The organism is Cupriavidus nantongensis, assembly GCF_001598055.1.
In the GTDB taxonomy this organism is placed as follows: Bacteria; Pseudomonadota; Gammaproteobacteria; order Burkholderiales; family Burkholderiaceae; genus Cupriavidus; species Cupriavidus nantongensis.
Map to the genome: position 1 here is coordinate 1,943,314 of NZ_CP014845.1, position 13,882 is coordinate 1,957,195.

Annotated in this window: 12 protein-coding genes; 6 read left to right on the top strand and 6 right to left on the bottom strand. The window is 70.4% G+C overall.

Annotated elements, in window-relative coordinates; genetic code table 11:
- The first annotated feature begins 23 nt into the window (after positions 1-23).
- Positions 24-977: a LysR substrate-binding domain-containing protein gene (locus A2G96_RS29585; RefSeq protein ID WP_062803686.1), complete on the top strand. Its 954-nt coding sequence runs from the start codon at positions 24-26 to the stop codon at positions 975-977.
- Here A2G96_RS29585 and A2G96_RS29590 read toward each other — a convergent pair.
- Positions 971-2,350 (bottom strand): MFS transporter, encoded by a 1,380-nt coding sequence (locus A2G96_RS29590; RefSeq protein ID WP_062803687.1) that lies wholly within the window; start codon positions 2,348-2,350, stop codon positions 971-973. The genes A2G96_RS29585 and A2G96_RS29590 overlap by 7 nt on opposite strands.
- A 451-nt stretch (positions 2,351-2,801) precedes the next feature.
- Between A2G96_RS29590 and A2G96_RS29595 the strand changes: the two genes are divergently transcribed.
- Positions 2,802-3,011 carry a DUF2905 domain-containing protein gene (locus tag A2G96_RS29595; RefSeq protein ID WP_062803688.1) on the top strand — a complete coding sequence of 70 codons (210 nt, stop codon included), beginning with the start codon at positions 2,802-2,804 and terminating at the stop codon, positions 3,009-3,011.
- A 16-nt stretch (positions 3,012-3,027) separates the two neighbouring features.
- On the opposite strand, the gene A2G96_RS29600 is transcribed toward A2G96_RS29595, so the two are convergent.
- From A2G96_RS29600 to A2G96_RS29610, 3 genes are all read right to left on the bottom strand, one after another.
- On the bottom strand, positions 3,028-4,980 hold the full coding sequence (locus tag A2G96_RS29600) for a methyl-accepting chemotaxis protein (protein WP_062803689.1): 1,953 nt from the start codon (positions 4,978-4,980) through the stop codon (positions 3,028-3,030).
- Between the two features lie 189 nt (positions 4,981-5,169).
- Complete coding sequence (locus A2G96_RS29605) at positions 5,170-6,432, bottom strand: phospholipase D-like domain-containing protein (RefSeq protein WP_062803690.1); 1,263 nt, start codon at positions 6,430-6,432, stop codon at positions 5,170-5,172.
- Positions 6,433-6,548: 116 nt separating this feature from the next.
- Entirely contained in the window at positions 6,549-7,568 is a 1,020-nt protein-coding gene (locus A2G96_RS29610) for a LysR family transcriptional regulator (protein WP_062803691.1), read from the bottom strand.
- A gap of 106 nt (positions 7,569-7,674) precedes the next feature.
- Here A2G96_RS29610 and A2G96_RS29615 point away from each other — a divergent pair, with 106 nt between their 5' ends.
- Positions 7,675-8,895, top strand: coding sequence for an MFS transporter (locus tag A2G96_RS29615; protein WP_062803692.1), 1,221 nt, complete (start codon positions 7,675-7,677; stop codon positions 8,893-8,895).
- A 13-nt stretch (positions 8,896-8,908) separates the two neighbouring features.
- Here A2G96_RS29615 and A2G96_RS29620 read toward each other — a convergent pair whose 3' ends face one another.
- Both A2G96_RS29620 and A2G96_RS29625 read right to left on the bottom strand, forming a co-directional pair.
- On the bottom strand, positions 8,909-10,786 hold the full coding sequence (locus A2G96_RS29620; RefSeq protein WP_062803693.1) for a sensor histidine kinase: 1,878 nt from the start codon (positions 10,784-10,786) through the stop codon (positions 8,909-8,911).
- 12 nt (positions 10,787-10,798) lie between these two features.
- Entirely contained in the window at positions 10,799-11,494 is a 696-nt protein-coding gene (locus tag A2G96_RS29625; protein WP_062803694.1) for a response regulator, read from the bottom strand.
- A gap of 319 nt (positions 11,495-11,813) precedes the next feature.
- Between A2G96_RS29625 and A2G96_RS29630 the strand changes: the two genes are divergently transcribed.
- Genes A2G96_RS29630 through A2G96_RS29640 form a run of 3 tightly spaced genes read left to right on the top strand, consistent with a single transcriptional unit; the run spans position 11,814 to position 13,876 of the window.
- Positions 11,814-12,548, top strand: coding sequence for a penicillin-binding protein activator LpoB (locus A2G96_RS29630; RefSeq protein WP_231909694.1), 735 nt, complete (start codon positions 11,814-11,816; stop codon positions 12,546-12,548).
- Positions 12,532-13,017, top strand: a complete 486-nt coding sequence (locus tag A2G96_RS29635; RefSeq protein WP_150124288.1) for a putative periplasmic lipoprotein — start codon at positions 12,532-12,534, stop codon at positions 13,015-13,017. The genes A2G96_RS29630 and A2G96_RS29635 overlap by 17 nt, the downstream gene beginning before the upstream one ends.
- A gap of 40 nt (positions 13,018-13,057) precedes the next feature.
- Positions 13,058-13,876 (top strand): hypothetical protein, encoded by an 819-nt coding sequence (locus tag A2G96_RS29640; RefSeq protein ID WP_231909695.1) that lies wholly within the window; start codon positions 13,058-13,060, stop codon positions 13,874-13,876.
- Positions 13,877-13,882: the final 6 nt, after the last annotated feature.

Sequence of the window (13,882 nt, forward strand, 5' to 3'; positions counted from 1 at the left end):
TGGATTTACGATAACCCTCATTCATGAAAGCCACCGCCGCGCCCGCGCTCGAGATCTTCCGCAACCGCGTGCGGCTGCGGCATCTCTATTGCTTCGTGGCGGTGTCTCAGACCCAGCACCTGGGCCGCGCCGCCGAGCGGCTGGGGCTGACGCAGCCCGCGGTGTCCAAGACCCTGAGCGAGCTCGAGGATCTGACCGGCACGCGCCTGCTGGTGCGCCAGCGCGCGGGCACCGAGCTGACCACCGCCGGCACGCGCTTCCTGCGCCACGCGCTGCGCATTCTTGCCGATATCGACGCCGCGGCCGACAGCATGGCCGGCGAGCAGGCGCAGCCGCAGGAGCGCATCCGGCTGGGGGCCCTGCCCAGTGTGGTGCCCGCGGTGCTGACCGATGCCCTGCTGCGCTTTCGCGCCGCGCATCCCGAGGTCGGGCTTGCGGTCCAGACTGGCATGAACCGCAGCCTGATCGACCAGCTCAAGGCCGACGTGCTGGATCTTGTGATTGGCCGGATGGATGACCCGGTGGCGATGGAGAGCCTGTGGTTCGAATCGCTGGGCCCGGACTCGCTGGCACTGGCGGTACGTCCCGGACATCCGCTCGCCGCCGTCTCGCGGCCCACCTTGCTCGACGTGATGGCATGGCCCCTGGTGATTCCGGCAGCGGGCTCGATCCCCCGCCACAACACCGAAAGCCTGCTGGCCCGCCACGGCCTGCCCCTGCCGGGCGGATGCGTGGAATCGTCGGATGCCTACCTCGGCCGGCTGCTGGCCCGCCACAGCGACTGCGTGTGGGCGGCGCCGCTGTCCGCGGTGCAGCGCGCGGCGGCCGAGGATGAACTGGTGCTGCTGCCGCTCGATACCCAGGGCACCGAGGAACCGATCGGCTTGCTGCGGCACGGCGACCGCGCGCTCAGCCCGATGGCCGAAGCGCTGGCCGACTGCATCCGCGCCGCGGCCCGGCCGCTTGGCGCTCAGTGAGCCGCCACGCCTGCGCTGCCGGCGGCGTCGGCATCCGGCGCGCGAGTGCCGCTGACATGCTTGACCACCAGCGCGCCGGCGGCCAGCAATGCCGGCACCGCGAGCAGCGTAAAGATGGTGTCGAAGCCGAGATGCAGCCGCAGCAGTTCGGCACCGAGCAAGGCCCCGGCAATGCCGCCGAAGCGGCCGATGCCAAGCATCCACGCCACCCCGGTGGCCCGGCCCTGCGTCGGGTAGAACGCCGCGGCCAGCGAAGGCATCGACGACTGCGCGCCGTTCATCGCGGTGCCGGCCAGAAAGATCAGCACGCCCAGCAGCACCTGGCTGCCGGTGCCGTGGCCCACGGCGTAGATCAGCACGCCGGTGGCGGCGTAGGTGATGGCAATGACCTTGTTCGGATTGAAGCGGTCCATGAACCAGCCGGCGGCGATGGTGCCGATACCGCCGCCGAGCGGGAACAGCGCCGTCAGGATTGACGCATGGCGGATCGAGAAGCCGGCGTCCTTCATCAGCGTGGGCATCCAGCTCGTCAGCAGATAGAAGATGACCAGCCCCATGAAGTAGGTACACCACAGCATCGCCGAACCCAGCCGATAGCCGGGCGCCAGCACGGTGCCGATGGCGGAGCGGGCCGCGGGCGCCGGTTCGCCGATGATGAAGGTATGCGCGCCGGCCGCATCCGCGCCCGTCACGCGCCGCAGCAGCCGGCGGATCTGGTCGGCCGGATAGTTGCGCACCACCATGTAGCGCACCGACTCGGGCAGCAGCACCACCAGCAGCAGTGCGAGCGCAAGCGGCGCGATGCCGCCGAGCAGCAGCACGCTGTGCCAGCCGAAATGCGGGATCATCGCGGCGGCGACAAAGCCGCCGGCGGCGGAGCCGAGCGGAAAGCCGCAGAACATGGTGTTCACCAGCACCGCGCGGCGGCGTTGCGGCGCGAACTCGGCGGTCAGCGTCACGGCATTGGGCATGGCGGCGCCCAGGCCCAGGCCGGTCAGGAAGCGCAGCGCGGTCAGCCAGCCCAGCGTGGGCGCAAAGGCCGTGGCCAGGCTGCAGGCGCCAAAGAAGAAGACCGACAGCACCAGCACCTTCTTGCGGCCGATGCGGTCGGCCATCGGGCCCGCAAAGATCGCGCCGAAGGCCAGGCCGAACAGCGCCGCGCTCATGACGGGACCGAGGGCCGATTTCTCGATGCCCCACTCCTGCACCAGCGCCGGCGCGATATACCCGACCGCGGCGGTATCGAAACCGTCGACCGCAACCACCAGGAAGCACAGCACAAGGATGAGCCACTGGTAGCCAGTGAATCGCTGGCCGTCGATCAGGGCCTGGACGTCGGCGATGCCAGCGTTGGGTGGGAGGGATTGAGGCACTGTTGTCTCCGTCTGCCTTGGGTTGCCCGGTGCGTCGGCTTGCAGGCGCTACCGGGCGCCACGATTGTTCTAATAGCGAACCTTGGTTCTCTAATTGAACGCATCTTAGGCAACGGGGATCGGGGCTCAGAATTAGCGTTAACCCCGGCAGAAACGTGGAGCTGCGGAAATCGAGAATTGCCAAGAATTTGGCGGCGCTCCCTCTCTTTGCCTGCCCTTCAAGCCATCGGTTGATGCTTTATTGCAGGTTTTCCTTGTGGTGCTGCAACTTTCCGGCGGACGCATTGATATAGATAACGAAATTTCATACTCAACGCGCCAGCTCTCAATTTACATTCGCCGAACCCTCTGAACTGTCGGGGCCCAGGCAGCCGGCGCTCCCGTCCGGTCGGAATCTACGCGCCAACACGCCGGTCAAATGCCTCAAGACTGGCCTCACGATCCCCAACCAATGCAACGCCTGCTCCTCATCCTGGGCGCCGTGCTGCTTGCCGCCGGCGCCGCGTGGCCCTGGCTGTCGAAACTGCCGTTCGACCGCCTTGGCCGCCTGCCCGGCGACATCCATATCGTCCGCGACGGCTTCAGCTTCTACCTGCCGGTCACGACCTGCATCCTGGTGTCGGTGGTGATTTCGGTGGTGATCTGGCTGCTGCGGCGCTGAGCCCGCGCCGGCGGCATCAGTCCGCCTGCGCGTCGGTGCGGAACACCGCCACCGCCCGCTGCATCTGCAGCGCCTGCTCCCGCAACGACTGCGCCGCGGCCGCGGCCTGTTCCACCAGCGCGGCGTTCTGCTGCGTGACCTGATCCATCTGCGCCACCGCCTGGTTGACCTGGCCGATGCCGCTGCTCTGCTCGCGCGAGGCCTGGCTGATCTCGTCCATCATCGCCGTGACCCGGCCGATGGCGGCGACGGTGCCGGCCATGGTCGCGGCAACGTCCAGCGCCAGCGTATTGCCCGCGGCCACGCGCTCGCCGGATTGCGAGATCAGCATGCGGATCTCCTTGGCCGAGGCGCCGGCGCGCTGCGCCAGCCCGCGCACTTCGCTGGCCACCACCGCAAAGCCGCGGCCGGCCGCGCCGGCGCGCGCCGCTTCCACCGCCGCGTTCAGCGCCAGGATATTGGTCTGGAAGGCAATGCCGTCGATCACCGCGATGATGTCGGCGATGCGCTTCGAGTCGGCGTCGATCGCCTGCATGGTCTGCTGCATGCGCCCGACCGCGTCGCCGCCGGCGCGCGCCGCGGCCGAGGCTTCGCGCGCCAGCGCGCTCGCCTGCGCGGCATTGCCGGCATTCTGCTGCACCGTCGCGGTCAGCTGCTCCATGCTGGCCGCGGTCTGCTCCAGCGACGACGCCTGCTGCTCGGTGCGCTGCGACAGGTCGATATTGCCCTGCGCGATCTCGCCCGCCGCGGCCAGCACGTTGTGCGCGCCGGCCTTGGTGTCGCCGATCAGCGTGCGCCAGCCGGCCGCCAGCGCCAGCAGATGCCGCTTGATTTCGCTGAGCTCGTCGCGCCCGCGCACCGCAAGTTCCGCGGTCAGGTCGCCGGCATTGATGCGCGCGACCATCGCGGCGACCTCGCGCACGTCGGCGCGCATGGCGCGGCTGAAGCCGATAAACAGGTAGAACGCGGCGCCCACCGTCACCAGCGCAATGCCGGCCAGCCACGCGATCTGCCGGCCCTGCGCCGCGGCGCGCTGGGCCAGCATCCCGGCGGCGATCGCGGCGAATTCGCGGCTGGCTTCGGCCACGCCTTCGATCGCGGCGGTGGCTTCGTCGAAATACGCCCTGGCCTCGATGTCGATGCCGGCCGCACCCAGCATGCGCACCTGCAGCGTGCGATGGAAACGGTCCATCGCGTCCAGCCGTGCCAGCGCGGCATCGATGCGCGCGCGGTAAGCGGGTGCGGCCTTGCCGAGCCGCGCGATATCGCGCCGTATCGTGTCCAGCCCGGCACGGATCTGTTCGGCCAGCGCGCCCAGTCCCGCCTGCTGCGCGGCATCGGCATAGCCGCCCTGCGCAATGATGCCGGCGCCGCGGCCGCGCGCCAGCGCGCTCTGTTCGGCCAGTTGCGGCATCGGTCCCGTCAGCAGGCTGACCAGGTAGTACGAGCCGGCCTCGCTGTCCAGCGTCAGATGCGAGCGTTCGGCAACATCGGCGATAAACGCCTGCGTCTGCCGCACCAGCGCGCTGTGGCGCTCGAACAGCGGCCCCGCCGTGGTGTCCAGGCCAGGCCCGCGCAATTGCTGCCAGTCCTGCTCCAGCTGGCGCATGCCGGCCGCGAGTTCAAAGTCGGGATTCTGCGCAATGCTGCGCGACAGTGCGGTGAGGCTGGCCGCCGCCTTTTCGTCGGCCTGGTCGAAGGTGGCGCGGAAGGCGGCATTGCCCGACAGCACCGCATGCGCGGCGCCGCGCCGGACCTGGGTCTCGCGCATGAAGTCGAGCGCGTGCCCGACCACCGCCAGCCCGCGGATTTCATGGCTGGTGGTGCTGCGCGCCTGCGCCGCGTCGCGCAGCGCCACGGACAGCGCGCCGACCAGCGGCACCAGGAACAGCACGGCAATCAATGCCAGCTTGCGGCGGATATTCAGGCGCGCCATCAGGCGCTCGGCGGGAAGGAACAGAGGGGGCATGGGAGGGTCACAGAGGGGCTTGATTACCCCTGCTATCGGCCCGCTTTGGTGGTGCTGAAGCGCAGATATCCGGGTTTTTGACGATGCGCAAATGCGGTGCGACAAAAGCGCTGAAGTGGGGCAAACAGCGCGCCGATCAGGGGCATGTTGCCCTGCTGTCGGGCTGTTTTTCCGGCATTGCCGGCACGGTTACAGCTGCGCGCCGATCAGCGAGGCCAGCCGGTCGCGCAATCGTTCCTGCCATGGACGGTTGCGCCACGCCTCATAGGTCATCGGCCGCGACAGCTTCAGGTCTTCCTCGAAGATCCGCGTCTGCTGCGCGGCAAACGCCGCGTCGAGGATATTCAGCGTGGCCTCGTCATTGAGCCGGAACGAGCGGTTGTCGAAGTTGGTCGATCCCACCGAGACCAGCAGGTCGTCGACGATCAGCACCTTGCAGTGGTACATGGTCGGCGCGTACTCGGCGATCAGCGCGCCGGCCTTCAGCAGCTCGCCCCAGCGCGCGCGCGACGCCGAGCGCACGGTCTCCGAATCGATATGCTCGCCCGGCACGATCACCCGCAACCTGACGCCTCTTGCCAGCGCTGCCAGCAAGGCCTTCTCGGTCAGCGCGTCGGGAACGAAATACGCCGCGGACAAATCGATGGTGCGCGCCGCCGCGGTGATCGCCAGGTGGTACATCAGCGCCATGCTCTCGCTGCCGCCCGTCGGCGAACTGCTGAACATCTGCGCGCGGCCATTGCCGACCGGCGGCAGCTCGGGGAAATAGTCGGGGCCATGCGGCACCACGCCGCTGACCTTGATCCAGTTGTCGAGGAACACCGACTGCATCTGGCCGACCACCGGCCCTTCCACCTCGAAATGCGTATCGCGCCAGTGGTCGGGGTCCTGCGCATGGCCGGTCCACTCCGGCGCGATGCCGACACCGCCGGTAAAGCCGAAGCGGCCGTCGATCACCAGCACCTTGCGGTGGGTGCGGTTGTTGAGCTTGCCGATGGTGTACCAGCGCACCGGATGGTAGCGGCGTACATCCACGCCGGCATTGGTCATCAGTTCAAGCGCGCCCTTGTCGATCTTGGAACTGCCGACCGCGTCCAGCAACACCTTGACGCTGACGCCGGCCCTGGCGCGATCGGCCAGTGCCTGTGCGAAATCATGGCCGATATCGCCCGACCAGTAGATATACGACTCGAAGTTGATGGTCTTCCGCGCGGCGCGGATCGCGCCCAGCATCGCCGGGAAGATCTCGTCGCCGTTCCTGAGCACGCGGTAGCGGTTGCCGTCGACCACGGGCGGGCCCAGCAGCACGCCCAGCTCGCGCGCGAACTGCGGGTCTTCCAGGCTGTAGACGCGGTCGAGGCGGCGCTCGATGCGCTTCTCGCCGCCGGCCAGGTTGTAGGCAACGATGCCCGCCAGGGCAAGCAACACGATGGCGGCGGCAAACGCGAACATGCGGCCCCTTGTCCGAAACCTGGGAAAGACGCGGCGGATCACGCAGGCACCATGATGTGGGGGCGCGGGATAGCCCGCGGCTGAGAGAGTGGCCAGTGGCCGATACAGGATAGGCGTTATCGGCGCTCTTGTGGCATCCGGCCCGCGCCGCGCCCGCGCGGCACGCGCGTCCGTTCGACCATGCCGGCGGCCGGGATGGCCTGGCGCATGGCGTCGGCGAACAGGCGCAGCCTGGCCGGATAGAAGCGCGCATGCGGATAGACCAGGTAGATCGGCAGCGGCTCGGCCTGCCACTGCGGCAGCAGGTGCAACAGCCTGCCGCTGGCAATGTCGTCGGCAAAGATCCATGACGAGCCCACCGCCACGCCCAGCCCCAGCCGGGCCGCCTCATGCAGCGCGTACAGGCTGTCGGTGCTCATGCGCGGCGCGAACGACAGGCCCTGGCGGGCCTGCGTCTGCCGGTGCTGCAGCACGATCTCGTTGCGATAGAACGTGCGCAGCGCCAGCCAGGGCAGGCCTTCCAGGTCTTGCGGGCGGCGCGGCAGCGGCTTGCCGTCGAACAGCGACGGCGCGGCGATGACCGCGCGCGGCACTTCGGCCAGGCGCACGGCCACCAGGCCGGGTTCATGCACCTCGCCCACATGGATCGCGCAATCGATCGCTTCGGCGATGAAATCCGGGGTGCGGTCGTGCAGCAGCCATTCGACCGCGACCTGCGGATACTGCCGCAGGTAGTCCGCCAGCGGACCCACCAGCACCTGCTGCCCGAACGCGTGCGGCACCACCACGCGCAGCGTGCCGCTGGGGGCGTGGCCCACGCCGCGCACGTCGGCCTCGAAGCGGGCCCAGTCGGCCACCAGTTCGCGCGCGCGCTCGTAGCAGCGCGCGCCGTCTTCGGTCAGCTTCATCGCATGGGTCGAACGCTGCAGCAGGCGTACGCCCAGCAGCCGCTCCAGCGTCTGCAGGCGCCGGCTGATGGTGGGCTGCGTGGTCTGCAGCTGCGCGGCGGCCAGCGACAGGCTGCCGGCCTCGACGATGCGCACGAAGGTCTGCATCAGGTCGATGCGGTCGGCGCCGGGCGCGCCGCGGGTAGCGGGAGCGGCGGCGCTCGGGTTGGTGGCTGGCGGGCCTTTCATACGCGTCTCGTATAGCCATTGTTCACCCCGCACGTCTACCAGAATCGGCGCGAGTGGACAACACTTCGGGCCATCCCAACCTCTTTGCGAACCGCGCAAACCCGCCATGTCCCCTGTTCCCGCAACCTCGCCCGCCGCTACGCTGGCCAGCCCTGCCGTGCCAGCGCGCCTGGTGCTGCTGCTCGCCACCGGCGCCGGCCTGGCGGTGGCCTCGCTGTACTACAGCCAGCCCATGCTGGGCGTGATGGCGCCCGACCTGCATGCCAGCGACGCCAGCGCCGGCGCCATCCCCACCCTGACGCAGCTCGGCTATGCGCTGGGCATCCTGCTGCTGGCGCCGCTGGGCGACCGCTATGACCGCCGCCATATCATCGTGGCCAAGGCGGTGGCGCTGGTCGGCGCGCTGCTGCTGGCGGGCCTGGCGCCGGGCATCGGCATGCTGCTGGTGTCGAGCCTGGTGGTGGGCCTGTCCGCGACGCTGGCGCAGGACATCGTGCCGGCGGCCGCCGCGCTGGCGCCCGCCGCGCAGCGCGGCAAGGTGGTCGGCACCGTGATGACCGGGCTGCTGCTGGGCATCCTGCTGTCGCGGGTGGTCAGCGGCTTCGTCGCCGCGCACTTCGGCTGGCGCGCGATGTTCGTGCTGGCGGCGGCCAGCATCGCCGCGGTCGCGCTGGTGGCGCGGCGCCAGCTGCCTCGCTTTACTCCCGCCACGACGCTGCCGTATCGCGCCCTGCTGGCCTCGCTGGCGGCACTGTGGCGCGAGCATGGCGCGCTGCGCCGCGCGGCGCTGGCGCAGGCGCTGCTTTCGGTGGGCTTCAGCGCGTTCTGGTCGACGCTGGCGGTGATGCTGCATGGCGCGCCGTTCCACCTGGGCAGCGAGGCCGCCGGCGCGTTCGGCCTGGCCGGGGCCGCCGGCGCGCTCGGTGCGCCGCTGGCCGGCCGCCTGGCCGACCGCGGCGGTCCGGAACGGGTGACCCGCGCGGGCGCGGCGCTGGCGGCGCTGTCGTTTGCCGCCATGCTGCTGACGCCGCTGCTGGCGCCGCAGGCGCAGCTGTGGCTGATCGGCGCGAGCGCCATCGGCTTCGACCTGGGAGTGCAGGTGGCGCTGGTCGCGCACCAGACCATCGTCTATGGCATCGACCCGGGCGCGCGCAGCCGCCTCAATGCCGTGCTGTTCGTCTGCATGTTCACCGGCATGGCCGCAGGCGCGGCACTCGGGAGCCTGGCGCTGGCGCGCTTCGGCTGGACCGGCGTGGCCGCGCTCGCCACCGCCGCGGCGCTGTCCGCGCTGGCGGTGCGGCTGCTGCCGCAGCGCGCGCCACAGTAAGCCGGAACCAGCCCTATGCCGCGGGCGCGGCCCCTGCGCCGGGCGTGCCCGCCTCATCGCCCTGCGCCGGCGCCAGCGGCACCTCCACCGTCAGCGCCGTGCCGCCGGGCGCCGAGCGGATCTGCAGCCGGCCGCCGATCGCCGCGGCGCGCACCTGCATATTGCGCAGCCCGCGCCCGCCGCGCGTGGCTGCGGCATCGAAGCCGCGGCCGTCGTCGGCCAGCGTGATGCGGATCGCCTGCGCGTCCGCCTGGGCCGTCACCGTCAGCGTGCGCGCCGCCGCGTGCTGCAGCACGTTGGTGATGCCTTCCAGCAGCAGGTATTGCAGCTCCTGCACCTTGCGCGCGGAGAAATCCGGCAGCGCCGGCAGGCGTTCGACCTCCCAGCGGATCTCCAGCCCGGCATCGGCGATGCGCGGCCCCAGCCGGTAGCGCAGGTTGCCCAGCACCGCGGCGAGGTCGCCGCCGGTGTCCTGCATGGCGTCGATGGACAACTTCAGCGAATCCAGCGCATGCCGCACCTGCGTGGCCACCTCCGTGCCGCTGGCCTTGCCCGATTCCAGCATCGACAAGGTCGTCACCAGCTGGCTGCCGAGCCCGTCGTGCATGTCGCGCAGGATACGGCCGCGCTCGCGCAGCGCGGTTTCCTCGGCGGCAATCCGCTGCGTGCGCGCAAAGGCCGCGCGCAGTTGCGCCTCGCGCTGCGCGACGCGCTCGGTCAGCACCTGGTTGGCGTTCTGCAGGCTCTGCACCGCGCTGGTGTAGCGCTCCACCAGCATCCACGCCATCACCACGCTGAACGGCACCGAGACATAGCGGGTCATCGAATGGACCCAGTAATAGTCGCCGGTCAGCCACACCTTGATCCAGTCCGCCAGGAACAGCAGCGCCGACACGCCCACGGTGACGGCCAGCAGCGTTGCCTCGCGGCTGGGCCGGCGCAGCGCGCCCCACACCATCGCGCCGGCCACGGTCAGGATGATGCCGACCTTGAGCAGCCAGCTCAGCGGAAACACCAGCGGATGGCTGGAGATAGCGGTCAGCGGCGCGATCACCGGCAGCGCCAGCCACAGGTAGGCGTTCAGGGTGCGATGCAGCCAGCGCCACGGCACCCGGATCACCAGCAGGCAGAACCTGGCGATGGCGCCCAGGAACACTTCGCGCGCGGCGGCGACGATATAGCCGCGCACTTCCGCCGGGATGGCGAGGTCATCGACGAAGTAGTCGAGCAGGCGCACGCTCCATGCCACCTCGGCCAGCCCGTACAGGCCGAACAGCGGATCGCGCTGGCGCCACCAGATCAGCAGCGCCAGGCCGCCCAGCACGACGCTGAGCACCGCCGCGATCAGCGGGCCGACCACGCGCAGCAGGAAGGCGCGCTCATACTGCGCGCGCACTTCGGCGGCCGGGCCCACCGTCACCGGCAGCAGGCCCGAGCGCGCATAGGCGCGCGCAGCCACGGTGATGCGCAGCAGGTTGCCGTGCGTGTTCGCCAGCTCCGGCGGCAACGCCACGTAATACGGGCGCTTGGCCAGCGCCGACGCCGGCGCGTCCAGGCGCCCGCCGGCGGCGACCAGCACGCCGTTGAGGCGCACCTCGTAGCTGCCGCCGGCCCACGGCACGAACAGTCCCCCGGGCGCGGCCGCGGGCCAGTTGCGGTCGAAGCGCAGGTCGTAGACCACGGTGCCGGACTTGCCCGGCATCACCCGGTCCCAGTAGTCGGGCAGCGTCAGCGCGCGCGCCGGCACAACGGTGCCGTCCGTCAGCGTGGCCGAGCGCGTGGCCGCGGCCAGCGCCATGGTGTCCGCCGCCGCCATGCCGGGCAGCAGCAGGCTGGCCCACGCCAGCAGCAGGGCGAGCGCGGTGCGCAGGGATGGCGGCCAGGACGGCATGGCGCGGTGCGCTTACAGGGACTTGAGCAGGCCGAGCTTGGCCGCCTCGAACACGGCCTCGCCGCGCGAGCGCACCGCCAGCTTGCCGTAGATGTTCTTGATGTGCGATTGCACGGTATGCACGCTCAGCCCCAGGTAGCGGGCGGTTTCGGCGTAGGTATAGCCGCGCGAGATCAGGTCCAGGATCTCGTTCTCGCGCACCGACAGCGTTACCGCGCCTGAAGCCGGGCCTGACCCCGGCGCCGCGCCCGCATCGCGCGCGGCTGCCTCCGGCGGTGCGCCGCGCAGCCGGTTCACCACCTGGCGCGCGATCAGCGGGCTCATCGGCGAGCCGCCCGCGCGCAGTTCGCCGATCGAGGCGGCGATGCGGTCGGTGGTTTCATCCTTGAGCAGGTAGCCGATGGCGCCGGCCTCGATGCTGGCCAGCACGTGCTGGTCGTCGCCAAACACGGTCACGACCATGCAGTCGCAGGCGGGATAGCGCTCGCGCGTGTTGCGGATCACGTCGATACCGCTGCCGTCGGGCAGGCCGAGGTCGCACAGCAGCACGTCGGGCTGGTGCTGCGCCAGCCACGCCAGCGCCTCCGCCACGGTCGAGGCGCAGCCCGCCACCGCGGCCTGCGCCGCATGCAGGTCGACGGCCTGCGCCAGCCGGCGCAGCGCCAGGGGATCGTCTTCGACGATCAGGACTCTTGTTGTACTTGCCATGCCTCTATTCCCGAGCCACGCCGCGATCCGGGCTCCTGCCCCCTGTGTTGCCGCGCGGTGCGCTGGCTGGGCAGGTTGCGCCGGCACGACGGCGGATTCTGACATATCCCGCCCGCGCGCGGACGGCCCGGCGGGCCCGTTCAGGGTAAACGCCGCCGCCCGTACCCATCGCACGGCCGCGCGGCGTTGCCCATCCCATATTCAGGGGAGGCGGTGCGCCGGAGCTGCTCCTATGATCGCGGCAAAACAGCCCATGGCCGTCCGGATGCCGGCCGGCACCGGGCAACAAAGCCATGACGGGAATACGGGGAGCATGACCGTGACAGACAAGACAGCCGGCACACCGGCCGCACGGGAAATCGGGGAAGCACGGGGGAAAGCCGCGCGCACCATCGCGGGCACCATCGCGCCAACGGCCGCGCAGCGGCTGGTCGGCGCGATGGCGGCATGCGGGCTGGTAGCGCTGCTGGCGGGATGCCTTGCCACCGCGCCGAACGCGGCCGGCGTGGCGGCGACGGAACTCGACCCCGGCCGCAAGGGGGCGGTGTCCGGCGTGGGCCTGGAGGGCCACGACATCGTCGCCATGGCCGACCAGATGATGCGCGACATCCTGGCGCAGCCGCGCTTCGCGCCCGGCCGCGACGGCAAGCGCCCGCGCATTGCCCTGGACGGCGCTAACTTTATCAACGACAGTGCCCAGCCGCTGGACCGCCAGCTGATCGTGGACCGGCTGCGCGTCAGCCTGAACCGCGCCGCGCAGGCGCGCATCCAGTTTGTCAGCACGCAGACCGCGCTGGTCGAGCGCGAACGCCAGGCCAAGCGCAGCGGCGCCACCGACGCGGGCACGCTGGGCCTGGCCCGCGCGCGCATCGGCGCCGACTACAGCCTGTCCGGCCGCATCGGTTCGCTCGACAGCCGCAGCGCCGCCACCGGCATGGTGCAGCGTTATATGCAGATCTCGTTCGAGCTGGTCGAGTTGGAAACCGGCGAACTGGTCTGGAGCAACATCTATGCATTCCAGCGCGCCGCGGCCGACGATGTGGTCTATCGCTAGCCGCTGCGGCACGCTTGCCGCGGTATCGATGCTGGCCGGCTGCGCCGCCACGCCGCCCGCGCATACCGGCTGCACGCCGTGGCAGCAGCAGCGCGCGCGCCCGTCGCTGCCGGTGTCGTTCCTGTCGCCGGAACTCGCCGCCATGGTGGCGGTGCCCGAAGCCGGCAGCGCGTCCAATGCCAGCGGGCTTGGCACCGTCCACGCCGGGCTGCACAACTGCACCGAATTCGACGTCGCGCTGCTGGTGCGCACGCGCTTTCGCGCGACGCAGCCGGGCGCTGCGACCGAGCCGCCCAGCGCCTGGCGCACGCTGGTGCTGCCGCCGCGCACGCAGGTCGACTACGCCGAACATGCCGTCATGGCCGGTTCCGTGCCGGCCGCGCTGGAGATCCTGGACGCCCAGCGCGCGCAGCAGCCCTACCGGCCGGCACAGCTCTATCCAGTGCTGCCCGGGCCCGCGCGGCCGTGACGGTCCCGCCGGCAGCACAGCCTTTCCCTGACGCCCTTTCATGCCCCAAGCCATGACCATTGCCCGCTTCATGCCACGCCTTGCTTCGCTTGCCACGCTGCTGGCCGCCCTTCTTGCCGGCTGCGCCGCGCCGCCGATGGCGCTGAAATCCACCCGCACCGGCGGCGACAACGCGCCCGTGGTGCGCGCCGACGTGGCGGGCAAGGCCGACCTGGCGGGCCTGAACGTGGGCGATACCGTCGCCGTATCCCCCGGCAACAACAAGGTCGTGGTGGCGTCGACCCCGCTGGTCTACACCCTGTATGAAGACGGCATGGTGACGCAGGCCGAGGTCCGGCGGCAGCAGCTCACGGTCAACCGCAAGGACGCGCCGCGCATCGAATTCATCAAGGGCGAGCTGCACCGCGGCGACTTCATCCGCCGCGAGATCCTGCTGGACCTGCACAGCAAGGATCCGGACGAGTTCAACCGCACCATCCACTTCCTCGCCTTCAACCGCGGCGACAAGGCCTTTCGCGGCGACCTGACGGTTTATGACCTGCTGCCCGCCGAACTGGAGCTGGTCACGCTGGGCAGCGCCAGCAAGTACACCGACCAGACCATGGTCAAGGGCGTGCTGAGCGGGCTGCCGTTCCTGTCGCTGGTGACGCTGGCCATGGACAACTATTCGCGCTCCGACGAAGCGGTGCCGATGCGGCATGAACGGCTGGACCAGGTGCAGAAGTTCACCTTCCAGCGGCTGGTGCTGGAGCCTGGCCAGGCGGTTGGCTTCACCATGCGCGTGCGCTACCAGCTGCCGGGCGAAGCGGAGCTGGCCGAACTGCGCGAAACCGCCGCGCCGCTGGCCCGAAAGCAGTAAGGGGCG

What these genes read in the sequence shown, in the direction of transcription:
- A2G96_RS29610 (WP_062803691.1), bottom strand. Translation starts at nt 7,568, where the DNA reads ATGAAAGGCCCGCCAGCCACCAACCCGAGCGCCGCCGCTCCCGCTACC.
- A2G96_RS29640 (WP_231909695.1), top strand. Translation starts at nt 13,058, where the DNA reads ATGCCCCAAGCCATGACCATTGCCCGCTTCATGCCACGCCTTGCTTCG.
- A2G96_RS29615 (WP_062803692.1), top strand. Translation starts at nt 7,675, where the DNA reads ATGTCCCCTGTTCCCGCAACCTCGCCCGCCGCTACGCTGGCCAGCCCT.
- A2G96_RS29620 (WP_062803693.1), bottom strand. Translation starts at nt 10,786, where the DNA reads ATGCCGTCCTGGCCGCCATCCCTGCGCACCGCGCTCGCCCTGCTGCTG.
- A2G96_RS29600 (WP_062803689.1), bottom strand. Translation starts at nt 4,980, where the DNA reads ATGCCCCCTCTGTTCCTTCCCGCCGAGCGCCTGATGGCGCGCCTGAAT.
- A2G96_RS29625 (WP_062803694.1), bottom strand. Translation starts at nt 11,494, where the DNA reads ATGGCAAGTACAACAAGAGTCCTGATCGTCGAAGACGATCCCCTGGCG.
- A2G96_RS29605 (WP_062803690.1), bottom strand. Translation starts at nt 6,432, where the DNA reads ATGTTCGCGTTTGCCGCCGCCATCGTGTTGCTTGCCCTGGCGGGCATC.
- A2G96_RS29635 (WP_150124288.1), top strand. Translation starts at nt 12,532, where the DNA reads ATGTGGTCTATCGCTAGCCGCTGCGGCACGCTTGCCGCGGTATCGATG.
- A2G96_RS29595 (WP_062803688.1), top strand. Translation starts at nt 2,802, where the DNA reads ATGCAACGCCTGCTCCTCATCCTGGGCGCCGTGCTGCTTGCCGCCGGC.
- A2G96_RS29585 (WP_062803686.1), top strand. Translation starts at nt 24, where the DNA reads ATGAAAGCCACCGCCGCGCCCGCGCTCGAGATCTTCCGCAACCGCGTG.